The organism is Streptomyces triticisoli (assembly GCF_003270085.1).
Taxonomy (GTDB): Bacteria; Actinomycetota; Actinomycetes; order Streptomycetales; family Streptomycetaceae; genus Streptomyces; species Streptomyces triticisoli.
The window spans coordinates 17,459-39,467 of the sequence record NZ_QFDQ01000224.1; the positions used below are offsets into that span (position 1 = coordinate 17,459).

At 73.6% G+C, this 22,009-nt stretch carries 22 protein-coding genes and 1 pseudogene; 9 read left to right on the top strand and 14 right to left on the bottom strand.

The annotated features are described in order from the left end of the window. Positions 1 to 45 precede the first annotated feature (45 nt). The 3 genes and pseudogenes from DEP02_RS27445 to DEP02_RS27455 all read right to left on the bottom strand — a co-directional run bounded on the left by DEP02_RS27445 (position 46) and on the right by DEP02_RS27455 (position 2,509). Positions 46 to 1,140, bottom strand: a pseudogene (locus tag DEP02_RS27445) (DNA polymerase III subunit beta family protein). Between the two features lie 68 nt (positions 1,141 to 1,208). Next, on the bottom strand, positions 1,209 to 2,207 hold the full coding sequence (locus DEP02_RS27450) for an LLM class flavin-dependent oxidoreductase (RefSeq protein ID WP_112470371.1): 999 nt from the start codon (positions 2,205 to 2,207) through the stop codon (positions 1,209 to 1,211). A 68-nt stretch (positions 2,208 to 2,275) separates the two neighbouring features. Then, the gene (locus DEP02_RS27455) at positions 2,276 to 2,509 is read right to left on the bottom strand and encodes a hypothetical protein (RefSeq protein WP_198668617.1); all 234 of its coding nucleotides are present in this window, start codon (positions 2,507 to 2,509) and stop codon (positions 2,276 to 2,278) included. Positions 2,510 to 2,577: 68 nt separating this feature from the next. Here DEP02_RS27455 and DEP02_RS27460 point away from each other — a divergent pair, with 68 nt between their 5' ends. Beyond that, positions 2,578 to 3,069 carry a phosphatase domain-containing protein gene (locus DEP02_RS27460; RefSeq protein WP_112470372.1) on the top strand — a complete coding sequence of 164 codons (492 nt, stop codon included), beginning with the start codon at positions 2,578 to 2,580 and terminating at the stop codon, positions 3,067 to 3,069. A 65-nt stretch (positions 3,070 to 3,134) separates the two neighbouring features. On the opposite strand, the gene DEP02_RS27465 is transcribed toward DEP02_RS27460, so the two are convergent. Then, the gene (locus DEP02_RS27465) at positions 3,135 to 3,350 is read right to left on the bottom strand and encodes a dodecin (protein WP_112470373.1); all 216 of its coding nucleotides are present in this window, start codon (positions 3,348 to 3,350) and stop codon (positions 3,135 to 3,137) included. A 298-nt stretch (positions 3,351 to 3,648) separates the two neighbouring features. Between DEP02_RS27465 and DEP02_RS27470 the strand changes: the two genes are divergently transcribed. Further along, complete coding sequence (locus tag DEP02_RS27470) at positions 3,649 to 4,908, top strand: extracellular solute-binding protein (RefSeq protein WP_112470374.1); 1,260 nt, start codon at positions 3,649 to 3,651, stop codon at positions 4,906 to 4,908. A gap of 68 nt (positions 4,909 to 4,976) precedes the next feature. Here the strand turns inward: DEP02_RS27470 and egtD are convergent, their stop codons facing one another. From egtD to DEP02_RS27500, 6 genes are all read right to left on the bottom strand, one after another. After that, positions 4,977 to 5,939, bottom strand: a complete 963-nt coding sequence (egtD, locus tag DEP02_RS27475; RefSeq protein WP_112470375.1) for an L-histidine N(alpha)-methyltransferase — start codon at positions 5,937 to 5,939, stop codon at positions 4,977 to 4,979. Continuing rightward, positions 5,936 to 6,727, bottom strand: a complete 792-nt coding sequence (gene egtC / locus DEP02_RS27480) for an ergothioneine biosynthesis protein EgtC (RefSeq protein ID WP_112470376.1) — start codon at positions 6,725 to 6,727, stop codon at positions 5,936 to 5,938. The genes egtD and egtC overlap by 4 nt, the downstream gene beginning before the upstream one ends. Then, positions 6,727 to 8,043, bottom strand: coding sequence for an ergothioneine biosynthesis protein EgtB (egtB, locus tag DEP02_RS27485; RefSeq protein ID WP_112470377.1), 1,317 nt, complete (start codon positions 8,041 to 8,043; stop codon positions 6,727 to 6,729). Before egtB ends, egtC begins: the two co-directional genes overlap by 1 nt. Then, a complete protein-coding gene (egtA, locus tag DEP02_RS27490; protein ID WP_112470378.1) occupies positions 8,040 to 9,341 on the bottom strand; it encodes an ergothioneine biosynthesis glutamate--cysteine ligase EgtA in 1,302 nt (433 codons plus the stop codon). The genes egtB and egtA overlap by 4 nt, the downstream gene beginning before the upstream one ends. A gap of 207 nt (positions 9,342 to 9,548) precedes the next feature. Beyond that, complete coding sequence (locus DEP02_RS27495) at positions 9,549 to 10,055, bottom strand: type II toxin-antitoxin system PemK/MazF family toxin (protein ID WP_112470379.1); 507 nt, start codon at positions 10,053 to 10,055, stop codon at positions 9,549 to 9,551. A gap of 90 nt (positions 10,056 to 10,145) precedes the next feature. Beyond that, a complete protein-coding gene (locus DEP02_RS27500) occupies positions 10,146 to 10,562 on the bottom strand; it encodes a cupin domain-containing protein (protein ID WP_112470380.1) in 417 nt (138 codons plus the stop codon). A gap of 101 nt (positions 10,563 to 10,663) precedes the next feature. Here DEP02_RS27500 and DEP02_RS27505 point away from each other — a divergent pair, with 101 nt between their 5' ends. Both DEP02_RS27505 and DEP02_RS27510 read left to right on the top strand, forming a co-directional pair. Further along, positions 10,664 to 11,341 carry a helix-turn-helix transcriptional regulator gene (locus DEP02_RS27505; RefSeq protein WP_112470392.1) on the top strand — a complete coding sequence of 226 codons (678 nt, stop codon included), beginning with the start codon at positions 10,664 to 10,666 and terminating at the stop codon, positions 11,339 to 11,341. Positions 11,342 to 11,364: 23 nt separating this feature from the next. Next, complete coding sequence (locus DEP02_RS27510) at positions 11,365 to 11,793, top strand: hypothetical protein (RefSeq protein WP_112470381.1); 429 nt, start codon at positions 11,365 to 11,367, stop codon at positions 11,791 to 11,793. A gap of 593 nt (positions 11,794 to 12,386) precedes the next feature. Here the strand turns inward: DEP02_RS27510 and DEP02_RS27515 are convergent. The 3 genes from DEP02_RS27515 to DEP02_RS27525 all read right to left on the bottom strand — a co-directional run bounded on the left by DEP02_RS27515 (position 12,387) and on the right by DEP02_RS27525 (position 16,430). Then, complete coding sequence (locus DEP02_RS27515; protein WP_112470382.1) at positions 12,387 to 14,480, bottom strand: SpoIIE family protein phosphatase; 2,094 nt, start codon at positions 14,478 to 14,480, stop codon at positions 12,387 to 12,389. 91 nt (positions 14,481 to 14,571) lie between these two features. Beyond that, positions 14,572 to 15,543 carry an alpha/beta hydrolase gene (locus tag DEP02_RS27520; protein WP_112470383.1) on the bottom strand — a complete coding sequence of 324 codons (972 nt, stop codon included), beginning with the start codon at positions 15,541 to 15,543 and terminating at the stop codon, positions 14,572 to 14,574. A 320-nt stretch (positions 15,544 to 15,863) separates the two neighbouring features. Further along, the gene (locus tag DEP02_RS27525; protein ID WP_112470384.1) at positions 15,864 to 16,430 is read right to left on the bottom strand and encodes an NADPH-dependent FMN reductase; all 567 of its coding nucleotides are present in this window, start codon (positions 16,428 to 16,430) and stop codon (positions 15,864 to 15,866) included. A gap of 119 nt (positions 16,431 to 16,549) precedes the next feature. Between DEP02_RS27525 and DEP02_RS27530 the strand changes: the two genes are divergently transcribed. Continuing rightward, positions 16,550 to 17,218, top strand: a complete 669-nt coding sequence (locus DEP02_RS27530; RefSeq protein WP_112470393.1) for a TetR/AcrR family transcriptional regulator — start codon at positions 16,550 to 16,552, stop codon at positions 17,216 to 17,218. Between the two features lie 98 nt (positions 17,219 to 17,316). Then, positions 17,317 to 18,351 (top strand): LacI family DNA-binding transcriptional regulator, encoded by a 1,035-nt coding sequence (locus DEP02_RS27535; RefSeq protein WP_438947804.1) that lies wholly within the window; start codon positions 17,317 to 17,319, stop codon positions 18,349 to 18,351. Positions 18,352 to 18,397: 46 nt separating this feature from the next. Here DEP02_RS27535 and trxA read toward each other — a convergent pair whose 3' ends face one another. Further along, positions 18,398 to 18,784 carry a thioredoxin gene (trxA, locus tag DEP02_RS27540; RefSeq protein WP_112470386.1) on the bottom strand — a complete coding sequence of 129 codons (387 nt, stop codon included), beginning with the start codon at positions 18,782 to 18,784 and terminating at the stop codon, positions 18,398 to 18,400. A 133-nt stretch (positions 18,785 to 18,917) separates the two neighbouring features. On the opposite strand from trxA, the gene DEP02_RS27545 reads away from it, so the two are divergent. From DEP02_RS27545 to DEP02_RS27555, 3 genes are all read left to right on the top strand, one after another. Further along, positions 18,918 to 20,348, top strand: a complete 1,431-nt coding sequence (locus DEP02_RS27545; RefSeq protein WP_112470394.1) for a dihydrolipoyl dehydrogenase family protein — start codon at positions 18,918 to 18,920, stop codon at positions 20,346 to 20,348. Positions 20,349 to 20,780: 432 nt separating this feature from the next. Beyond that, positions 20,781 to 21,215 (top strand): BlaI/MecI/CopY family transcriptional regulator, encoded by a 435-nt coding sequence (locus DEP02_RS27550; RefSeq protein WP_112470387.1) that lies wholly within the window; start codon positions 20,781 to 20,783, stop codon positions 21,213 to 21,215. Positions 21,216 to 21,221: 6 nt separating this feature from the next. After that, positions 21,222 to 22,009 (top strand): M56 family metallopeptidase (locus DEP02_RS27555; protein WP_112470388.1); only part of this gene is annotated, 788 nt, incomplete at its 3' end.

The window sequence follows — 22,009 nt, forward strand, 5'->3', positions numbered from 1 at the left end:
GGCCCCTGGGCCCGGCATCCCGCGAGCCGCAGGCCTGACGTCGACTCAGTTCTCCAGACGGACCGGCATCAGCAGTGAGAACGTGTCCTCGTCGTCGGGGCGGCGGATCACGAGGGGTGCCGTGGGGGCGACGAACTCCAGGACGAGTTCGTCCCGGGCTGCGGCGGCGAGCGCATGCAACAGGAACTCGCGGTTGACGGCGATGTGGTTCTGGTCGTCGTCACCGTCCTCGCAGACGGTCACCGTGCCGTCGTCCGCCGCTTTGAGCACGCTGAGGTCATAGGGTGCGCCGTCCTGCGTCCGTGTCTCGCTCGCGCGGACGGGGCCGGTCGTCAGGGACTCCCGGAAGGCCGCGACATCGACGAGGGCGCGCCGGCCGGTGGGCAGGTGGACGAGGCGACGGTAGTCGGGGAAGTCGTGGTCCAGGCACTGGCCGGCCGCCCGACGGTTCCAGGTCTCCAGCGTCACGCGGTCGCCGTCCACGGCGAGCTCCACGGTTCCCTCTCCGTCCAGCAGCGCCCGCATCGCGCCGGCGAGGGGAAGGGGCACGATGACCTGCACCCGGCCCGCGCCGTGCCCGGCGGTACGTACCTGCGCGACGGCCATCCGATAGCGGTCGGTGGCCACGACACGGAGGTCCTCGCCCTCGATGTCGAACAGGACCCCGCCGAGCATCGGCAGCTCCGGGTCGGTACTGGCCGCGAAACGGACCGCGTCCAGCGCGGAGGCCAGTTCCGGGGCGGAGACGGACAGCCGGACGGTGGCGGTGCGGAGCGAAGTCATGGGGTTCTCCCTGTGGTCGAGTACGGATCGGAGTACGGAGAACTCACTGCGGGCATCGGCCAGACCCAGTTCCAGACGGCGCAGGTGCGCCTGCAGCAGCTTGCGGACCAGGTCCGTGTCCGCGCTGGACCAGCCGGCCAGGATCAGCCGGATGTCCGCCAGCGGCATGCCCGCTCGGCGCAGCCGCGCCAGCAACCGGGCCTCTTCACACTGCTCGGGGTCGTACCAGCGGTAGCCACTCACCGGGTCCACTCAGGCGGGGACCAGCACACCGGCACGGTCGTAGAACCGGAGCGCACTCACGCTCAGTCCGCTGTCCCGGGCCATCTCCCCGATGCTGCGCATGTCGTTCTCCACGTCCGGAACTCTGAGCCCTCCACAAGGTCGAGGGTCAACCCCGGTCCGCCGCGCACTCCGGCGCGGACCTATGTCGTGAAGATCCGTGCCAGCCGTCGGTAGGAGTCCAGCAGGGCGGTGCGGTCGTAGGTACTGGTGGTGACGAGGACCTCCTGGGCGCCGGTCTCCTTGAGGAGCGTCTCCAGGGCGTCCGCGACCTGGTCCTCGGTGCCGGCCAGGTGGCCGGTCAGGCCCGACTCGTAGAAGCCGCGTTCCCTGGCGGTCATCGGCAGGGACTCGACGCGTTCGGCGGGCGGCAGGGGCGGGAACGTGCCGTGGGTGCGGGCGTGGGCCATGGACCAGGCTTCCGGGATCAGGAGGCGGTGGGCCTCCTCGGCGGTGGGGGCCACCGCGATCGTGCCGGAGACGATGACGTAGGGGGACTGCGCCCAGGGGGAGGGGCGGAAGGCCGCGCGGTACGTGTCGATGCCGCGCTGCATCTTCTCGCGGTCGCGCAGGTCGCCGATGACCAGGGGGAGGCCCGCCTCGGCGGCGATGGCCGCGCCCTGGTTCAGGGCCAGGACGAAGGGCGGGACCCGCAGGCCCTCGGCGGGGCGGGCGCGGACGCCGGTCGGTGACGTGCCCTCGAACCAGCCGAGGAGTTCGGCCAGCTGCTCCGCGAAGTCCGCCGCCGCGTGCTTGTCGCGGCCCAGGGCCTTGCGTACGCCGTCGGTGAAGCCGACCGAGCGGCCGAGGCCCATGTCGATGCGGCCGGGGTGGAGCGACTCCAGGACACCGAACTGTTCGGCCACGACCAGGGGCTGGTGGTTGGGGAGCATCACTCCGCCGGTGCCCACCCGGATCGTGGACGTCGCGGCGGCGACCGCGGCGGCCAGGACCGTCGGTGCGGAGCCGGCGACGCCCGGCACGCCGTGGTGCTCCGCGACCCAGAAGCGGTGGTAGCCCAGGGCCTCCACCTCCCGCGCCAGCCGCACCGTGTCCCGCAGGGCCTCGGCGGGCGGGTGGCCCTCGCGGGTGCGGGAGCGGTCGAGGACGGAGAAGCGGGTGGAGGCGATCAGGGAGCTCACACCCGGTTCAACGCGGGGGAGTCCCCGGGATTCCCGTGGTGGACTTCTACGGTGGATTTCCGCGGTGGTCAGCCGGACGGGCTCCGGGGTTCAGGACCCCAGTATTCCGGGCCGACCCCGCGCCAGTCGATGAGCGGGGAGACCGCGATCTCCATCGGGTCGATCTCGAAGCCCGCGCGGCGCAGGAACTCGGCGACGTCCGCGACGTTGTAGGCCAGCCCCAGTATCTCGCCGTTCACGCGCACGCGTCGGCCGCCCGTCGGGGAGGGCGGGTGCACGGTCACGGGCAGTGATCCGGACATGTACCCAGCATCGGGCGTGGGTTCCCGGCTCGCATCCGGACGGGGGGTTGCTTCATTACGCTGGGGCCGTGACGGACAGCAGCAAACGGCCTCTCGCCGTGTTCGACCTGGACAACACCCTCGCCGACACCGCGCACCGGCAGCGGTTCCTCGAGCGCCGGCCGCGCGACTGGGACGCCTTCTTCGCCGCGGCGCCCGCGGACCCGCCGATCGAGCAGGGCGTCGAGCTGGTCCGGGAGAGTGCCGTCGAGTGCGAGGTCGTCTATCTCACCGGGCGGCCCGAGCGGTGCCGTCGGGACACGCTGGACTGGCTCGCCGCCCATCGGTTGCCCGAGGGGCGGGTGTACATGCGGCGCGACGCCGACCGCAGGCCGGCCCGCCGCACCAAGCTGGAGATCCTGCGCCGACTCGCCCGTGACCGGGAGATCCGTGTCCTCGTGGACGACGACGAGCTGGTGTGCGAGGACGCCGAACGGGCGGGGTTCCGCGTTCTGCGCGCCCGCTGGGCGGCTCCGTCGGCCGAGCTGCGGATCGCGCAGGAGCGTGAGGGACGGACCTGAGCGACCGCCGCTGCCGGCTCGTGGTCCGAGCTCGTGGCCTCAGCTCATGCCCTCAGCTCATGCCCTCAGCCTGCGTCCTCGATCCGGAAGCCGACCTTCAGGCCCACCTGGTAGTGCTCGATCTGCCCGTTCTCGAGCTGACCCCTGATCTGGGTCACCTCGAACCAGTCCAGGTTGCGCAGGGTCTGCGAGGCGCGTGCGATGGCGTTGCGGATGGCCTGGTCGACGCCCTCGTGCGAGCTGCCGACGATCTCCGTGACCCGGTAGATGTGCTCGCTCATGCGAGTGATCCTCTCGACGGACTGCGGACTGCGGACTGCGGACTGCGGACTGCGGACTGCGGGTGGCGGACTGCGCACGCGTGTGTGGCATGCGTCACTCCACCGTGCCGTATGCGGAGGCGGAGCGCGAGGCGTACGGCCGGTGAGGCGTACTCCTTGTGGCCACTCCCCTTGACCCCGGCATTGGTCTGCACCAGGATTCCAGCCACCCACGCGAGCCCCTGCTCGTTCCCCCCACGTCGGGCCCCTCCCCTGTGCCTCGGATGCCTTCGTCGCCTCGGACAGAACAGGACCCCTCGTGAGACGTCGCCGCCTCCTCGCCCTGCTGTGTTCCTCCGCCTGTCTGGTCAGCGCCTGCGGTGTGCTGTCGCGGGACGGCGGCGGGCGGCACACCGTCACCGTGTGGCTGATGAAGGGCAGCGTGTCGGACGACTTCCTGCGCCGCTTCACCGAGGACTTCGAACGCACCCACGGCGACCTGCGCCTCGACATCCGCATCCAGGACTGGACCGGCATCGGCCCGAAGGTGCAGGCCGCCCTCAGGGCGGACTCCCGCAGCGGCGGCCCCGACGTCATCGAGGTCGGCAACACGCAGGTCGCGCAGTACGTCAAGGGCGGCAGGCTGACCAACCTCACCCTGGAGTCGATGCGGGACTGGGGCATGGACGACTGGCTGCCCGGCCTGGCCGAACCCGGGCTGGACAACTCCGCGCAGTACGGCATCCCCTGGTACGCGGCCAACCGGGTCGTCATCTACCGCAAGGACCTGTTCGAGGAGGCGGGCATCTCCTCCCCGCCGCGCACCCGGGCCGAGTGGGTCGCCGCCACCGAGAAACTCGACTCGGGCGGCAATCAGGGTATTTACCTGGCCGGACAGGACTGGTACACGCTCTCCGGCTTCGTCTGGGACGAGGGTGGCGACCTCGCCGAGCAGACCGGCAGCGCCTGGAAGGGCACCCTGGACACCCCCGCCGCACTGCGCGGCATGGACTTCTACCGGCAGTTGCAGGCACTCGGCCGGGGCCCGGTCGACGCCGACGAGGAACACCCGCCCCAGGCCGGGGTGTTCGCTCGCGGCAAGGTGGCGCAGATCGTGGCCGTACCCGGTGTCGCCCAGTCCGTCGTGGAGCAGAACCCCGCCCTCAAGGGCAAGTTGGGCTTCTTCCCCGTGCCCGGCAGGACCGCCGCACGGCCGGGCACCGTCTTCACCGGCGGTTCCGACCTCGTCGTGCCCAGGAACACCGGCGACCGGGACGGCGCCGTCGCCGTCGTCGCCGCCCTGACCGGCGCCAAGTGGAACACCGACCTGGCCCGCACCATGAACTACGTCCCCAACAAGACGACCCTCGCCGGTGCCGTCGCGGGCGAGGAGGGGGTCGCGGCCATGGCGGCGGGTGCCGCGCACGGCCGGGCGACCCCCAACACGGAGCTGTGGGCGGCGGTCGAGGCCGACAACCCCATCAAGGCGTACATGACGAAGGTGCTCTCCGGAGCCGACCCGGCGACCGCGGCCCGCCGCGCCTCACAGCGGATCACCGAGCAACTGGCGCCGGAGTGACGGACCGGAGACCCGGAAACAGAGCCCGCCCCGGTCGGGGACCTCACCGCGACCTCACCGCACCACGCTCACCGCACCACGCTCAGCGACAGCGCGAAGCGCCCTTCGCCGTCCGTCCACCACCGCGTCAACTCCAGCCCGGCAGCGGAAAGTTCCTCGATCACCCCCTCCTTGCGGAACTTCACCGACACCTCGGTGCGCAACTCCTCGCCGGCCGCGAAGTCCACGGCGAGACCGAGCGCGGGCACCTTCACGGCCTGCGCGGTGCGCGAGCGCAGTCGCATCTCGATCCACTCGTTGCCGGCGTCCCAGAGCGCCACGTGGTCGAAGGCCTCCGGCTCGAAGTCGGCGCCCAGTTCACGGTTGACCACGCTCAGGACGTTCCTGTTGAACGCGGCCGTCACCCCGGCCGCGTCGTCGTACGCCCGGACCAGCACGCCCTCGTCCTTGACCAGGTCCGTGCCGAGCAGCAGCGCGTCGCCGGGACGGAGCAGGGCGCGCACCCCGGCCAGGAACTCGGCGCGTTCGGCGGGCAGCAGGTTGCCGATCGTGCCGCCGAGGAACACCAGCAACCGCGGGCCGGGAGTGCCGGGCAGCGTCAGGCCGGCGGTGAAGTCGGCGATCAGCGCGTGCACCCGCAGCCCCGGCCGCTCGGCGACCAGCGCCCGCCCCGCCTGTTCCAGCGCGGTGTCGCTGACGTCGACGGGGACGTAGGTGTGCAGGCAGGTCAGCGCGTCGATCAGGTAGCGGGTCTTCTCCGAGGAACCGGAGCCCAGTTCGACCAGGGTGCGGGCGGGCAGCGCGGCGGCGATCTCGGCGGCGCGGACGGCGAGGATCGCGCGTTCGGCACGCGTCGGGTAGTACTCGGGCAGTTCGGTGATCCGCTCGAACAGTTCGCTGCCGTGCGCGTCGTAGAACCACTTCGGCGGCAGCGACTTGGGGGAGGAGGTCAGGCCCTGCAGGACGTCGGCGCGCAGCGCGGCGGCCATGGCGTCCTCGGGCAGAGTGCGGGTGACATGGAACTCGCTCACGTACGGGGCTCCTCGGAGGGTGCGGATGCCAGGTCCTCGGTGAGGTCCTTGAGCGGGGTGAGCAGGACGTCCGTGCGGCTCGCCGCCAGCAGGGTGCGGTCGGGGACCTGAAGCCATCGCGGGTTGTCGTCGTAGGGTTCGGAGGCCACCACAGTGCGGCGGCCGGGTTCGGCGAGGTAGCACAGGGTGTCGCCCCAGGCGGTCGCGGTGATCGTCTCGCCGTCGGTGAGCAGCAGGTTGAGCCGCGAGCCGGGGGCCGCCGCGGCGACCTCCAGGACGGTGTCGGCGAGCGCCTGGCCCGCCTCGTCGCCGGCGCGCAGCCGGGCCAGCACCAGCGCCCACACGAGTGCGGAGTCGTTGCGGGCCTCCAGCGCCAGCAGGTCCCGCGGCGGCAGCGTGCGGGACACCGCGGCGAGCGAGTCCGGCCAGCCGGTGACGGCGCCGTTGTGGCTGAACAGCCAGCGGCCCGCGGCGAACGGCGCCGCCGCGGCCTCCGCGTCCGCGCCCGAAAGGGTCGCGTCCCGCACGGCGGCCAGCAGCGCCGTGGTGCGCACCACCCGGGTCAGGTCGGCGAAGGACAGGTCGGCCCAGACGGGCCCGGCCCGGCGGTAGCGGGCCGGCACCGGGTCGCCCTCCGCGTACCAGCCCACCCCGAAGCCGTCGGCGTTGACCGTCCCGTACTGCTGCTGCCGGGGCGCCCACGCCTGCCGGTACAGGCCGTGGAGCGGTTCCACGAGATACCGGCCGAGCGGCTCCTCGGGCCCCAGGTACGCCAGGTGACGGCACATCAGACGTCCTCCGAACGGGCCGTGCGGAACCCGGAGAAGATCTGCCGCCGGACCGGGTGGTCCCAGTTGCGGAACGTGCCCCGGCAGGCCACCGGATCCACGGCGAACGAGCCGCCGCGCAGCACCTTGTACTCCGGCCCGAAGAACACCTCCGAGTACTCCTTGTACGGGAACGCGGTGAAGCCCGGGTAGGGGAGGAAGTCGCTCGCCGTCCACTCCCACACGTCGCCGATCAACTGCCGTACGCCCAGCGGTGACTCCCCGGCCGGACAGCTGCCGGCCGGGGCCGGGCGCAAGTGCCGCTGGCCGAGGTTGGCGTGGGACGGCGCGGGGTCGGCGTCGCCCCACGGGTAGCGCGTGGAGCGGCCGGTGGCCGGGTCGTGGCGGGCCGCCTTCTCCCACTCCGCCTCGGTGGGCAGCCGGCGCCCGGCCCAGCGGGCGTAGGCGTCGGCCTCGTACCAGCACACGTGCAGCACCGGCTCGTCGGGCGGTACGGCCTCGGTGACGCCGAAGCGGCGCCTGAGCCACTGCCCGCCGTCACGCCGCCAGTACAGGGGCGCGGTGATCCCGTGCCGGCGTAGGTGGGCCCAGCCGTCCGGTGTCCACCAGCGGGGGTCGGTGTAGCCACCGTCCTCGATGAACGCGAGGTACGCGCCGTTCGTCACCGGAGTGGTGTCGATCCAGAACGGCGGCACCTCACGCACGTGCGCGGGCCGTTCGTTGTCCAGGGCCCACGGCTCGGTGGAGGTGCCCATGGTGAACGGGCCGCCGGGGACGAGGACTTCGGGCGGGCCGGTGAACAGCGGCGCCGGGTCCGGATCGGGTGCGGTCAGGGCCTGCGGGCCCCTGCGGAGCTGATGGGTGATCAGCATGGTCTCGTCGTGCTGCTGCTCGTGCTGCGCGATCATGCCGAAGGCGAAGCCGGCCTCGGTCAGCCGCGTGCCGTGGAAGTCGGCCGACTCCAGCAGGTCCAGCACCCGGCCGCGCACCTCGGCCGCGTAGGCGCGGGCCTCGCCGGGCGTGAGCAGCGGCAGGGAGGGGCGTTCGGCGCGCGGGTGCTCGAAGGCGTCGTAGAGGCTGTCGATCTCGGGGCGCATGGCCTCCCGGCCGCCGACCGCCCGCAGCAGCCACAGCTCCTCCTGGTTGCCGATGTGGGCGAGGTCCCACACCAGCGGGGACATCAGCGGCGAGTGCTGGGCGGTGAGGTCGGGCTCCTCCACGCAGGTGGTCAGCAGGGTGGTGCGGTCACGGGCCGTGGTGAGCGAGCGCAGCGCCCGGTCGCGCAGTGTCTCGGCGGCGAGGGCGGGATCGGTCATGGCGCTGTGTCCTTCCCGTGGGCGCGACCGTCCGTGCCGCGCAGTCGTTCGAGCAGGTCGTCGGCGGGACAGCGGCCCCTGCGGACGTAGCGGTCCTGGAACGCGGCGACGGCGTCCGTGACCTCCGTGCCGGCGCCGAGCCGGGGCAGGGCCTCCAGGGCGGCCGTGAAGCAGACGACGGCGGCCTCGTGCAGCTCGGGGTCGGCGAGCCCGGTGCGGGCCGCCTCGGTCCACAGGGGGTTGTGCGGAGCGGGCAGCGGCCCGGAGCGCTCGGCGAGCGGTTTGACCGCCCGGTAGGCGGTCTCGGTGGCCTGCGGGTCGTCGAACAGTGCTGCGGTGACCGCGAGCGGCACGATCCACCCGTCGTCGCCGGGCTGCGCGTCGATCATGCGCAGCTCCAGGTGGCCCCGCGGTCTGACCGGCGGGAACAGCGTGGTGAGGTGGTAGTCGAGATCCTCCCTGGTCGGCGGCCTCGGGCGACGTGCACGGGCCCACTGCCGGAAGGTCAGCCCCTCGGGCACCTCCCAGGGGCCGTCGTCGCGCCGTACGCACATCACCGGCGCGTCCAGGACGTGCCGGGCCCAGGCGGTGCGCGGGTCGCCGTTCAGCGGGGGAGCGCCGGCCCGGCCGGGGCCGATCTCCGTCCAGATCAGCTGCCGGGTGGAGAGCCAGCCGGTGGACCTCCGGCCCAGCAGCGGGGAGTTGGCGAACGCGGCCACCAGCACCGCGCCCAGCTGGTGCGCCAGCCACCAGCGGCGCCCGTGGCCGAGCGGCCCGGGCTCCTCCTGCCCGGCGTCCACGCACACCTGTACGGACGCCGAGGTGCACATCATGTGCCGGCCGGCCGGGCCCTCGCGGTCCAGGCAGGTCTCCAGGGCGTCGTAGCGCCGCTCGCGCAGGAACCTGCGGGGGGTGTGCCAGGGGTCGTGGCCGAGGCCGACGAGCCGGAGGCCGTCCCTGGCCAGTACGGCGCGGACGGCGTCGAGATCCGCGGAGACGGTGCCGATGCACTCCGTCAGGGAGGCGGCGGGCGGCGAGCTCAGCTCCAGCTGGCCGCCGGGTTCGACGGTGAGCGCCGACCTCAGGGGCACGGTCCGCAGTGCGGCGTAGGCCGCTTCGAGACGTTCGGGTGTCACGGGGAGCCGCGGTGTGCGCAGCTCATGGACGAGCCATTCCACTTCGATCCCGAGACAGCGGGGCGGTCCGGTCTTGAAGCAGATGCCGCTGACCAGGGCCTCGGCCTCGGCTTCGGTGACGGCTGTACGGGGCCCCGTACAGCCACTTGCCGAATCGGACATGTCAGGATCCTCCTGCGATTCCAGCACGTCACCGGCCCGGGGTCGGTGGGCCGGGCCGGCGCCACACCGTCCCAGCCAAAACCTTCCGACCGATCCGTACAAGGGTACAGATCGTGACAATCCTGGCGCTGAATCTCCTGATGCGCGACTCCGGGGGCGCGCGGCTCGGCCCCGGCGGGCGGTCCGCCGGGGCCTTCCGTACCGGTCCTAGGCCCAGCCGTAGCGCTCCCGCAGCCGGTGTATGACGAGGTTGAAGCGCATGCGGTCCAGCGCGCACGCCTCACGGCGCATTCCGTCCTCGTGCAGGCGCAGCACCCGGTCGACGTCCACCCAGGAGTCCCGGCCCGAGCGGTCCCAGGGCCCGTTCCCGATCGCCACCCACCGGGGCAAGCCCCGGCTCCGCTGGAGCGACTGCGCCGCGCCCCCTGTTGCACCGTCATGAGCCCTGCTGGACAGCTGCACGGCGAGGAGCGTGCCGGCGGCCTCCCGGGCCACCACCAGGACCGGGCGGTCCTTGCCCCGGCCGTCGTTCTCCTCGAAGGGCACCCAGGTCCAGACGATCTCACCGGGGTCGGGGTCGCCGTCGTGCGCGGGCGTGTACTCGGTGCGCACCGGGCCGACCCGGCGGGGGTCGGCCTCGGTGGTGGCGGTGGGGCCGTAACGGCCGGGAACGTTCTCGTCGCTGAAGTCGGTGAAGTCGGTGAAGGCAGTCACGGGGGAACCCTAGAACGTCCCCCGGGCCGCGCCGACTTCGGGCGTACGGTGCTCGACCCGCGTACGGACGCGGGGTCGGCGTTCCGCCGCTCAGGAGACGTCGTCGCGGTGGCGGATCTGCATGCCGGGGCGGCGGCGGTGGACGGTGAGGTAGGCCAGGCCGTCCTCGCCGGCGGTGAGGCTGCGCGTGGAGCCGTGCGGCAGCCAGACCGCCGCGCCCTCGGCCAGCCGCCGCGGCTCGTCGCCGGTGCCCGCGCCGAGCACGCCGCTGCCCGCGACGACGAACAGCAGGACGTCCAGGTCCGGTTCGCGGTGCGGCGCGACGCGCCCGCCCGGGGCCAGGCGCACGACGTTCGCGTCGAGCTGGCGTCCGGGCTCGTCCAGCTTCCACAGCACGCCGGCCGGTACCGGCGGAGCGCCGGCCAGGGCCCGGGCGTCGCACAGGACCCGCGGTTCCGGCTCCGTCCCGTCGGCCGGCCCGGTGTCGCGCGCGGAAGGCGATGTCATGGCGTACCCCTCTTTCGTCCGGGTCCCGTCCCGGGCCTACGATTATTACATGTAGGATTCGTGAAAACCTGGTCGCCGCAGGTGAAATGAGGTGAGTGGACGTGACCACCCCACGGGAGAGCCCCCGCCGCCGCGAGGTGCTGGACGTGCTGCGCGCCGCCGGCCGGCCACTGGGCGTCGCGGAGGCGGCCGAGCGGATCGGGGTCCACCCCAACACCGTCCGCTTCCACCTGGACGCCCTGGTGACCGAGGATCTGGTCGTACGGCAGGTCGAGGCGCCCTCGGGACCCGGCCGCCCCCGCACCGTCTACACCCCCCGCCCCGGCATGGACCGCGGGGGGACGCGCAGTTACCGGCTCCTGGCGCAGATCCTGCTCGGGCAACTGGCGTCCCAGGGCCCCGGGGCGCGGGAGGCCGCGACGGAGGCGGGCCGCGCGTGGGGCGGCTTCCTGGTCGACCCGCTGCCGCCCTCGCAGCAGCCGACGGCCGAGCGCTCGACGGCCCGGCTCCTCGCCCTGCTCGACGACCTGGGCTTCGCTCCCGAACCCGAGGGCGGCGCCGGGAAGGCGCCGGAGCGGATCCGGCTGCGGCACTGCCCCTTCCTCGAACTGGCCGAGGAGTACGGCCAGTTGGTGTGCCCGATCCATCTGGGGCTGATGCAGGGGGCGTTGGCCGAGCTGCGCGCCCCGCTGGCCGCGACCGGGCTGGAGCCGTTCGCCGAACCCGGCTCCTGCCTGGCCCACTTGACCGCCCGCCCGACCGAGACACCCGCCGCCTGACACAACCGAAAGGCAACGCAACGATGAACACCACGTCGGCCGCCTTGGCGAGCGCGGTCACCTTCGTCTGGCTCGGCATGGTGCTGGCCATCTCCTTCCTGGAGGCTCCGCTGAAGTTCCGCGCCCCCGGCGTGACCATCCCGATCGGGCTGGGCATCGGCCGACTGGTCTTCCGGGCGCTGAACCTGGTGGAGACGGTGCTGGCCGTCGTCGTGATCGTCGCGGTCGCCGTGGGCGCGGCCCCGGCGTCGGTCATCGGACTCACCGCGGCCGTGGCCGCGGTGCTCCTCGCCCAGCTGGCCTTCGTCCGCCCCCGGCTGAACCGCAGGTCCGACCGGGTCCTGGCCGGCGAGGAGGGCCCCCGCTCCCGCGGCCACCTGGCCTACGTGGCCCTCGAACTGGCCAAGGTCGGCGTCCTGATCGCGCTGGGCGTCTGCCTCGTGTCGGTGTGAGCGCCCGGCAGGACGACGTCGGCGGGGCAGGACCGGAGTGCGTCTCGGCGGGTCCGGTCGGCGACTGGCCCGTCGGCCGTCGGGCACTCCGGCACTCCGGCACTCCGGCCTTCGCCGGGCGGAGCCCCCGCCCCTCGGCCCAGCCCCCGCCCCCGGTCGCGAGGCCGACGCGACGACAGGGGAAGCCCGCGGCACTCGTACGGCCAGAGGAGTCGCGACCGCCGCCGAGCGCACGGCGAACGCCGGCCGGGCGACCGAGGAGTTCGCGTCGCCGCTGCGTGGAGCCCCGAACAAAATGGGTGCCCGGCTCGCGACGCTCCTCCAGCCCGGCAGCTGGGAGGTGCCCCCGGGCACGCTCCCCAAGCTCTTCGAGCAGGGGGCACCCCCACCTCCAAGCTCTTCGAATAGGGGGACCCCCACCGAGGACCTTCCGGCGCCTTGCGATCGCACGCTCCTCCAAGTTCTCGGCTTCTCACCCGAGTTCTCGACTCCGCTCGAACAGGGGGGACCCCCATGAGCAGGGGGACCCCATGACGCCGCGAGCTGATCGGACTCCCATTTTGTTCGGGGCTCTTAACGCCCGCAGGACCTGCTCAGCCCGCGGCGGCCGGCAGGCGGGCCGCGAGGACGGCGATGTCGTCGCCGCTGACCGTGGACGCCTCCCGCAGGAGTGCGTCGCAGAACGTGCTCAGGGGCGCGCGGGCCAGCTCGGCCGCATGCCGGCGCAGACGTTCGAGCCCCTGGTCCAGGTCCTCGGCCGGCCGCTCGACCAGTCCGTCGGTGTAGAGCAGGACCGTACTGCCGGGCTCCAGGGGCTCGGAGGCGCTGGCACGCGGAAGGCCGTCGGGCTTGAGCCCGCCGAGCATGACGTCCTGGGCGCCCTCCAGGAACCGGGCCCGGCCGTCGGCGGTGACCAGCAGCGGCGGCGGGTGCCCGGCGACGCTGTAGCCGAGCAGCCGGCCACCTCCCACGGCTTCCTCGATCCTGGCGTAGACGCACGTGGCCAGGCCCTCCTCGGGGCCCAGCAGGTGGGTGGCCCTGTCGAGCCGGCGCAGTACGTCCCCCGGGGGCTTCCGCCGGTCGACGGCGATGCCGCGCAGCATGTTGCGCAGCTTGCTCATGGTGACGGACGCCTGCAGGTCGTGTCCGGAGACGTCACCGATGATCAGCGCGGTGGCGCCGTCGGGGATCACGAAGGAGTCGTACCAGTCGCCGCCGACCTCGTTCGCGGCGGCGCTGGGCACGTAGCGGGCCACGATGTCCACCCCGGGCACCTCGGGAGGGTCGCTCAGCAGGCTCTCCTGCAGGGCGAGGGCGACGCGCTGGATACGTCGCAGCTCCAGCAGCCGGCCGAAGGCGGGCGCGGTCCGGTCGAGGACTTCCTCGGCCAGGGAGATCTCCTCCGGGTCGAAGGGTTCACGCTCCGTGGCGTACAGGGCGACGACCGCCGGGATCTCGCCGAGCACGGCCACCGGCAGCAGGGCGACCTCCCGTATCCCGGCGGCCCGCACCCATTCCGCGGCGCCCGGCGGCACGTCGGTGTCGGTGAGGCCGCCGGGGCCGGCGCGGCGAAGGACGGTGCGTCCGTGCCGTACCGCGTCGTCGAACAGGCCGCCGGGAGGCGCGCCCCGCAGCCTCCCGTCGGGTGAGAAGGACGGCAGGTGGGGGCCGGTCACCGTGGCCACGTGCGTGGTCATCAGCGGGCCTGCCTCCCGCGGGCGTACACCCTCGGGCAGCAGGTAGGTGCCGCACGCGTCCGCCGACTCGGGCGCGACGACGCGCCCCAGTGCCTCCAGCACCGACTCGAGCCGGCCCGACCCGGACACCGCCATCGACGCCCGGTCGAACAGATCCTTGCGCCGCTCGCGCAGCCACCGGTCCTCGATGTCGGTGCAGGCGCCCACCCACTCGGTGACGCGGCCGTGCTCGCGGACCGGCACGACCCGCAGCGCGCAGTGCCGGTAGATGCCGTCCCGGTGCCGTATCCGGTAGCGGTGCTCGAACAGGTCCGGCTCCGTGCGCACCGCCCGGTGCCAGTCCTTGGCCAGCCCGGCCCGGTCCCGGGGATGGGCGCTGTCCAGCCAGCCGGATCCGAGCAGTTCGCCCGCGGGCACGCCGGTGACCTGGTGCCACCCGGAGCTGAGCTGCACCACCTCCCCGTCGCGGTCGGCCACCCACACCATCTGGGTGCCGACCGCGACCAGGCTCTGGTACCGGAGCAGGGCGCGCCGCCGCTGCTCCGCCTGCTCGTGGGCGGCCTCCTTGGCGATCACCTCACCGGTGACGTCCATGAGCACCACCAGCACCCCGTGGTCCCCGTGGTCCGCCGGCCCACCGGGCGGGGTCTGCAGCGCCGAGCGCGACAGACTGACACTGAACCACCGGTCACGGATCACTCCCCGCTCGTCCCGCAGGGTCATCGGACTCTCCGGGCCGATGCGGACCGGCTCACCCGTTTCGTAGACGGTGTCCATGAGCTGGAAGATCTGCTGCTGCTTCAGGTCGGTGAGCAGCTGCCGGGCCGGGACACCGTATTGACGGGCGCCGAAGAGGTGCCGATAGGCGTCGTTGGTGTAGACCAGGACATGCTCCGGTCCGCGGCACAGGGCCACGCCCACCGGTGCGGGGTTGAAGACGGTCAGGTCAGGGAAGAAGATCGGCTCGTCGCTGTACGGATCGTCGTTCATTCCGGCCGCCCTCTCGCCTGTTTCGCCCGGTACGGGTACCCCCCTTTCGAGCGCGCGACCGAGTCCGGGCCCGGACGCGCGGCGCGCCTGCTCACCGCCCCAGCAGTCTGCGCAGCCAGTTCAGCTGGGCCGTGTGGGCCGCCCGGGACAGGGCCGCCTCGGGGGCGAGGGCGTCGAAGCCGTGGAAGCCGCCGGGCCAGACGTGGAGCTCGGCGACGCCGCCGGCCTGCCAGATGCGGGAGGCGTAGGTGACGACCTCGTCACGGAAGGTCTCCGCGGAGCCGACGTCGAGGAAGGCCGGGGGCAGGCCGGAGAGGTCCGCGGCGCGGGCGGGGGCGGCGTACGGCGACACGCCGGGACCGCCGCGCCGGTCGCCGAGCAGCGCCGTCCACGCGGTCTCGTTCGCCGTGCGGTCCCAGAGGCCGACGCCCGCCATCTGGTGGGCGGACAGCGTGTCGTTGCGGTCGTCGAGCATCGGGTACATCAGCATCTGGCCGATCGGCCGCGGGCCGCCGCGGTCCCGCAGCAGCAGGGCCAGCGCCGCGGTCAGGCCACCGCCCGCACTCGCGCCGGCGATGACGATGCGCTCCGGGTCGCCGCCGAGTTCCCCGGCGTGTTCCGCCGTCCACAGCAGGCCCGTGTACACGTCCTCGACCGGCGCGGGATGCGGATGCTCGGGCGCCAGCCGGTACTCCACCGACACCACGACCGCGCCCAACTCCTTCGCCCAGGGCAGCGCCGTGTCCACGCCGAGCCGGTTGTTCCCGACGACCAGGCCTCCGCCGTGCGCGTAGTACAGGACGGGCCGCGCCGTGCCGCCCGACGGTGCGGTGGGCCGGCAGATCAGCAGGGACACGCCGGGCGCGCCCCCGGACCCCGGTACCGTACGGTCCTCCACCGCGAAGGCACCGTCCATGGTCAGGTCCGGCCCGCCCGCCCCGTCGGGGGCGAGGGCCTGCCGGGCGGCCTGGATGTCCTGCGGGGTCAGACCCGGCCGTACGTCTCCCACGGCATCCAGCGCGGCGGCGAGCTCGGGGTCGAACGGGGGCGGGGCCTGCGCCATGGCGTCTCCTCGTGCGGGGGAAGCGGCCACTCGTGCGGCCGTTCACCGTGTACCCGCCCGGACACGGCGGCGGACCTTGACTTCGAGCGCGCTCGAGGACCTGGCGTCACAAGGGTCGGTGACGGCTCTCGGAGACGGAGAGGGAGAGGGGCATACGGGTCGGTGTGCACATCAAGGACCACTACTTCCAGATGTCGCCCGGGTGGACCGACCGCTTCACCTCCCGGGGCGTCAGGCGCCTGGCGGAGCTGGACCGAGGAGTGGTGCGAGCACGGCATGGGCCGGAGCCCGGGCAGGCTCCGGCCCATGCCGCGGGTGGCTCAGGCAGCCGCCGAGTCACCGGCCGCCCGGCCCTGCAGCCGGGTGACGACCTCGGTGAGCTGCGCGGCGACCTCGGCGTCGTCGGCCGGGTGGGTCTCGGCGAAGCGGGTCACGGAGTCGGGGATGGACAGCTTGATGTCCTCGGCCACCTTGCCGCCGGCGATGCCCACGGCCTTGCGGGCCTCGTCCTGTGCCCATACGCCGCCGTACTGGCCGAAGGCGGTGCCGACGACGGCGACGGGCTTGCCGACGAAGGCGCCGGCGGCGTAGGGGCGGGACAGCCAGTCGATGGCGTTCTTCAGGACGGCCGGGATGGAGCCGTTGTACTCGGGCGAGAAGAGCAGGAAGGCGTCGGCGTCTCCGGCGGTCTCGCGCAGCCGGGCGGCGGCGGCCGGCACGCTGCCCTCGACGTCGACGTCCTCGTTGTAGAACGGGATGTCGGCCAGGCCCTCGTACAGCACGATCTCGGCGCCCGCCGGGGCGAGCTTCACCGCGGCCTCGGCGAGCTGACGGTTGTGCGAGCCGGCGCGGAGGCTGCCGACGAGCGCGAGGATGCGAACAGACATGGGGGGCTCCAATGGGGGGAAACACAGCCGTTACAAAGCGGACCGGAGTCCGCTTTAATTTTCTAGCAGAGAAACCGGACCGCGGTCCAGTTTTCTTCCCCATGCCTTACGCTGTCCTCATGTCCCGCGTCCTGCCGCCCTTCACCGAGCCCCAGGAGCCCCAGGAGCCTGTGGTGACGCCGGTGTTGCTCGACATCGGCACCGGTGAGGACGAGCCCAGCCTGCGGGCCGACGCGGCGCGCAACCGCGCCCGGCTGCTGGACGCCGCCGCACGGCTGGTGGCGGAGCACGGCGCGGCCGGGGTCACGATGGAGGCGGTGGCCACGGCCGCCCAGGTGGGCAAGGGTACGGTCTTCCGCCGTTTCGGCGACCGCACCGGCCTGCTGACCGCGCTGCTGGACCACTCGGAGAAGAAGTTCCAGGCGGCCTTCCTCAGCGGCGAGCCCCCGATGGGGCCCGGCGCGCCGCCCGTGGAGCGGCTGCGGGCCTTCGGCTGCGCCGCACTGCGCCGCGCCGCCGACGACCTGGAGCTGCAACTGGCGGCCGAACCCTGCCCGGACCGTCGCTACGTCGTGCCGCCCCGCCGGGTCCGCCACGCCCACGTCGCGATGCTGCTGCGGCAGGCGGTCCCGGACGCCGACAGCGAGCTCCTCGCCCACACGCTGATGGGATACCTCGACCCCCCTCTCATCCACCACCTGACCAAGCAGTGCCGGATGCCGATGGAGCGGCTGCAGGCCGGCTGGTACGACCTGGTCGCCCGCGTCACCCGTACCGCACCGGAGTAGCGGACCCCACAACCGTTTGGATTTCAATTTCAGCCCGGCGTCCGGCAGTTGACCCTCCCGGCGGGTCGTCCGAGGCTTCTGCCAAGATGCGGTACGTCATGGTGCAGATACCGAAACCCGCCGCGCCCCCGTCGCCCGCACCGCGCTCGGTGCCCACGAGCGCCGACGTGGCCCGACTGGCCGGCGTCTCACGCGCGACCGTCTCCTACGTGCTCAACAACACCCGAGCCGTACGCATCAGCGAGCCCACCCGTCGCCGCGTCCACGAGGCCGCCGAGGAACTCGGGTACGTGCCGCACGCGGCGGCTCGCAGCCTGCGCGCGGGACACAGCCGGATGGTCCTGATGCCCGCCCCGTCCGTCCCGGCCGGCGCGCTCTACGGCCGGTTCCTGAACGAACTCCAGTGGGCGCTCGGCCGCCTCGACTACACCGTCGTCCAGCACGGCACCGCCGGCCCGCACGGCGACGCGGCCGCCCGGGCCTGGGCGGAACTGCGGCCGGTCGCCGTCCTGGTGCCCGGCTCGGAACTCGGCCCCGAGGACGTCGCGGTGCTCAAGCGCTCCGGCGCCCGGGCCGTGGTCACCCTCGGCCCCGAGGCCGTGGAGGGCGCCCATGCCCTGCTCATGGACCAGGAGAGCGTGGGCCACCGGGCCGGCGCCCACCTGTACGACCGCGGCCGGCGGCGCATCGGCGTGGTCGTGCCCGAGGAACGCGGCCTGGACGTGTTCTCCCGGCCCCGCCTGGCGGGCGTACGACGCGCCCTGGACGGCACCGGCGGCAGCGTCACCGAACTGCCCCTCGGCTACGACGAGGACAGCGCGGCCCGCCTCGCCGCCCGCTGGCGCGACCTCGGCCTGGACGCGGTGTTCGCCTACAACGACGAGTACGCGATGCTGCTGATGCGCGCCCTGCAGGACGTGGGCGTCCGCATCCCCGAGGAAACGGCCGTGATCGGCGCCGACGACCTCATGCTCGGCCGGCTGTTACGGCCCCGGCTGAGCACCGTCCACATCGACCTGCCCGCGGGCCGCGACCTCGCCGAACTGGTCGACCGAGCGGTACGCGACCCCGGTGCCCCGCCCGAGAGACACCCGGTGCTGGGCGCGCGGGTGGTCCGACGCGAGTCCAGCTGAGCGGTCTCAACGGCCCCTTTGCCGCTTCACTGGCCCCTTCGCCGCTTCACTGGCCCTGCTGCCCGTCCTGCGCCTGCTGGTCGGCGACCGCCTTGCGGACCTCGTCCATGTCCAGCTTGCGGGCCTGCCCGATGACGTCCGCGAGCGCGGCCTCGGGCAGCGCGCCCGGCTGCGCGAACACCGCGACCTGGTCACGGACGATCATCAGCGTCGGAATGGACTGGATCCCGAAGGCCGCCGCCAGCTCCGGCTGCGCCTCGGTGTCCACCTTGCCGAACACCAGGTCAGGGTTGTCCTCGGCCGCCTTCTCGTAGACCGGGGCGAACTGACGGCACGGCCCGCACCAGGACGCCCAGAAGTCGATGAGAACGAACTCGTTCTCGGTGACCGTCCGGTCGAAGTTCTCCTTGGTGAGCTCCACAGTGCTGCTCATGGCGTATTCCCTCTTCCTGGTGGGGGCTTTCCGGCGTGGGGGCGAAGCCGTCGGCAGAACACGGCCGACCCTACGCGTATTCCGCGCACGTACCCATGTGGCCACCTCGCACACCACCGACCAGACTGACCCCATGACGGAAACGGAAACCATCGCGTACGACGTCGTGGTGCTCGGAGCCGGACCCGTCGGCGAGAACATGGCCGACCGCACCCGCGCGGCCGGACTGTCCACCGCGATCGTGGAGAGCGAACTGGTCGGCGGCGAGTGCTCGTACTGGGCGTGCATGCCCAGCAAGGCCCTGCTGCGCCCGGTCATCGCCCGCGCCGACGCCCGCCGTCTGCCCGGCCTGAGCCAGGCGGTACGGGGCCCCCTGGACGCCGCCGCGGTCCTCGCCCGCCGGGACGAGTACACCTCCCACTGGCACGACGACGGGCAGGTCCGGTGGGTGGACGGCATCGGCGCCGACCTGTACCGCGGACAGGGCCGGCTGGCGGGCAGGCGTACGGTCACGGTCACCGGCGCCGACGGGGAGGTCAGGACGCTGACCGCGCGGCACGCCGTCGCCGTCTGCACCGGAACCCGCGCCAAGCTGCCCGGCCTGCCCGGACTCGACGAGGTCAGGCCGTGGACCAGCCGCGAGGCCACCAGCGCCGAGGAGGTGCCGGGGCGGCTGATCGTGGTCGGCGGCGGTGTCGTCGCCACCGAGATGGCCACCGTCTTCCAGGCCCTCGGCTCCCAGGTCACCGTCCTGGTCCGCGGCAAGGGGCTGCTGGCCCGCATGGAGCCCTTCGCCGGCGAACTGGTCGCCGAGGCGCTCACCGACGCGGGCGCCGACATCCGCACCGGCACCTCGGTGGAGTCGGTGACCCGCGAGAACGGCACCGTGGTGGCCGTGACCGGCAACGGCGACCGCTTCGAGGCCGACGAGATCCTCCTCGCCACCGGGCGCGCTCCGCGCACCGACGACATCGGTCTGGAGACCGTGGGCCTGGAACCCGGCTCCTGGCTCTCCGTCGACGACACCCTGCGGGTCGAGGGCAGCACCTGGCTGTACGCGTGCGGCGACGTCAACCACCGCGCCCTGCTCACCCACCAGGGCAAGTACCAGGCCCGGATCGCGGGCGACGCCATCGGCGCCCGCGCGGCGGGCGTACCGCTGCTGGAGACGGACCCGTGGGGCGCCCACGCCGCCACCGCCGACCACCACGCCGTCCCCCAGGTCGTCTTCACCGACCCGGAGGCCGCCGCCGTGGGCCTCTCCCTCGCCGAGGCCGAACAGGCCGGCCACCGCGTCCGCGCCGTCGACGTCGACCTCTCCTCGGTCGCCGGCGCGTCCCTGTACGGCGACGGCTACCGCGGCCGCGCCCGCATGGTCGTCGACCTCGACGAGGAGATCCTGCGCGGCGTCACCTTCGTCGGCCCCGGCGTCGGCGAACTGCTCCACTCGGCGTCCGTCGCCGTCGCCGGGCAGGTTCCGGTCGAACGGCTGTGGCACGCGGTGCCGTCGTACCCGACGATCAGCGAGGTGTGGCTGCGGCTGCTGGAGGCGTACCGCGGCTGACGGCCGGCCGGCCCTTGAGCCGGCCATCCCGCCGGTCCCACCGCCGGGAGCACTCTCACGCCCGGACGGACGGGCCGCAGACCGCTCCCTTCATGGCAGGCGGCGCGGCGCAGGCCAGGCCGCGAGCCCGGGTCCGCTCGCGGAGAGGCTGTCGCGCCAGGACGGCACGATCCCGCACCCGACCCGAGTGATGCGGTCGCCGTCCTCGGGCACTCGTGCCGCTGGCGGCATCCCGCTCGCCGCGCTCCTTGCCGCCGACGTCGCACTCGACGAGACCGCCCACCGGCGGGAGGCGGAGCCACGGTGCCGCGCCCTGCCGGGACCGCCCCGGCCCCGGCAGGGCCTGCCGGCGGGGGCACGGAGCATCAGCGGGGGCGCGCCGCCGGCGTGAAGTAGCGTGGTGCGACACGCCGACGCCGGAGGGAGACGGACATGACCGCGCAACACCGGCGGGCCCGGCGCAGGCAGGGCGAGCTGGAGGGCCAGGTCCTCGGCGCGCTGCGCGAGGCGGACGGTCCGGTCGCCGCGGCCTGGGTGCAGGAACGGCTCGGCGGCGACCTCGCCTACACCACCGTGGTCACCATCCTGACCCGGCTGCTCGCCAAGGACGTCGTCTCCCGTGAACGCCGGGGCCGCTCCTTCGTGTGGACGCCGACCGCTGACGTGGCCCGGCTCGCGGCGCTGCGGATGCGCCGGCTGCTGGACGGCGAACGCGACCGCGAGGCGGTCCTGACCAGCTTCGTCACCGCGCTCCCGCCCGACGACGAGCAGGTGCTGCGCGCACTGCTGGAGACCGCGGAGACGGAGAAGCCGGGGGAGTCGGCGGGGTCGGCGGGGGCCATGGGGGACGGCGGTACGGAACACTGACGCCTCATGGGGCTCTTCGTCTTCCTGCCACTGGTGCTGCCGCTGTCCGCCTGGCCGGTGGCGCGCCTGGCGGAACTGCACCTGCATCCGCGTACCGCCACCCGGCTGCTGGCCTGGGTGGCCGCCGTCATGGCCGGATGCAGCACGCTGTGCCTGGCCCTGCTCGGGGTCGCCGGCAGCGCGTACCTCCTGCCCGGGAACCAACTGCCCGACAGCTGGGCCGAACCCGAGGTCAGGGCCGCCGTCCGGTACGACGGGGCGGCGGGCGGGGCGGCGATCCCCGCCTTCGGACTGGTCGCGGTGGCGTGCGGGCGCACCCTGTGGCGGCACCGGAGGGTGACCCGGCGCGCCCGGCGGGCCCTGGCCGGACTGCGCGACGCCCCGGTCGCCGTCCTGCCCGACGCCACGCCGTACGCCTACGCCCTCCCGGGCACCCCGGGCACCCCGGGCCGGATCGTCGTCACCACCGCACTGCTCGACGGCCTCACGCCGGCCGAGCGGCGCGCCCTGTTCGCGCACGAACGCGCCCACCTGGCGGCCCGCCACCACCGCCACCTGCTCGCCGTCCACCTGGCGGCCCGCGCCAACCCCTTCCTGCGGCCGCTGCGTTCCGCCGTCGTCTACACCGCCGAGCGCTGGGCCGACGAGGACGCGGCCCGCGCGGTCGGCGACCGGCGCGTGGTCGCGCGGGCGATCGGCAGGGCGGCCCTGCTGTCGTCCGCCGCGCCCACACCCACCCTCGCCGCGCTGGCCACCACCGGGCCGGTGCCGCGCAGGGTCGCCGCCCTGCTGGC

What these genes read in the sequence shown, in the direction of transcription:
- DEP02_RS27455 (WP_198668617.1), bottom strand. Translation starts at nt 2,509, where the DNA reads ATGTCCGGATCACTGCCCGTGACCGTGCACCCGCCCTCCCCGACGGGC.
- DEP02_RS27465 (WP_112470373.1), bottom strand. Translation starts at nt 3,350, where the DNA reads ATGAGCGAGCACATCTACCGGGTCACGGAGATCGTCGGCAGCTCGCAC.
- egtC (WP_112470376.1), bottom strand. Translation starts at nt 6,727, where the DNA reads ATGTGCCGTCACCTGGCGTACCTGGGGCCCGAGGAGCCGCTCGGCCGG.
- egtB (WP_112470377.1), bottom strand. Translation starts at nt 8,043, where the DNA reads ATGACCGATCCCGCCCTCGCCGCCGAGACACTGCGCGACCGGGCGCTG.
- egtA (WP_112470378.1), bottom strand. Translation starts at nt 9,341, where the DNA reads ATGTCCGATTCGGCAAGTGGCTGTACGGGGCCCCGTACAGCCGTCACC.
- DEP02_RS27500 (WP_112470380.1), bottom strand. Translation starts at nt 10,562, where the DNA reads ATGACATCGCCTTCCGCGCGCGACACCGGGCCGGCCGACGGGACGGAG.
- DEP02_RS27510 (WP_112470381.1), top strand. Translation starts at nt 11,365, where the DNA reads ATGAACACCACGTCGGCCGCCTTGGCGAGCGCGGTCACCTTCGTCTGG.
- DEP02_RS27515 (WP_112470382.1), bottom strand. Translation starts at nt 14,480, where the DNA reads ATGAACGACGATCCGTACAGCGACGAGCCGATCTTCTTCCCTGACCTG.
- DEP02_RS27520 (WP_112470383.1), bottom strand. Translation starts at nt 15,543, where the DNA reads ATGGCGCAGGCCCCGCCCCCGTTCGACCCCGAGCTCGCCGCCGCGCTG.
- DEP02_RS27525 (WP_112470384.1), bottom strand. Translation starts at nt 16,430, where the DNA reads ATGTCTGTTCGCATCCTCGCGCTCGTCGGCAGCCTCCGCGCCGGCTCG.
- DEP02_RS27530 (WP_112470393.1), top strand. Translation starts at nt 16,550, where the DNA reads ATGTCCCGCGTCCTGCCGCCCTTCACCGAGCCCCAGGAGCCCCAGGAG.
- DEP02_RS27535 (WP_438947804.1), top strand. Translation starts at nt 17,317, where the DNA reads ATGGTGCAGATACCGAAACCCGCCGCGCCCCCGTCGCCCGCACCGCGC.
- trxA (WP_112470386.1), bottom strand. Translation starts at nt 18,784, where the DNA reads ATGAGCAGCACTGTGGAGCTCACCAAGGAGAACTTCGACCGGACGGTC.
- DEP02_RS27545 (WP_112470394.1), top strand. Translation starts at nt 18,918, where the DNA reads ATGACGGAAACGGAAACCATCGCGTACGACGTCGTGGTGCTCGGAGCC.
- DEP02_RS27550 (WP_112470387.1), top strand. Translation starts at nt 20,781, where the DNA reads ATGACCGCGCAACACCGGCGGGCCCGGCGCAGGCAGGGCGAGCTGGAG.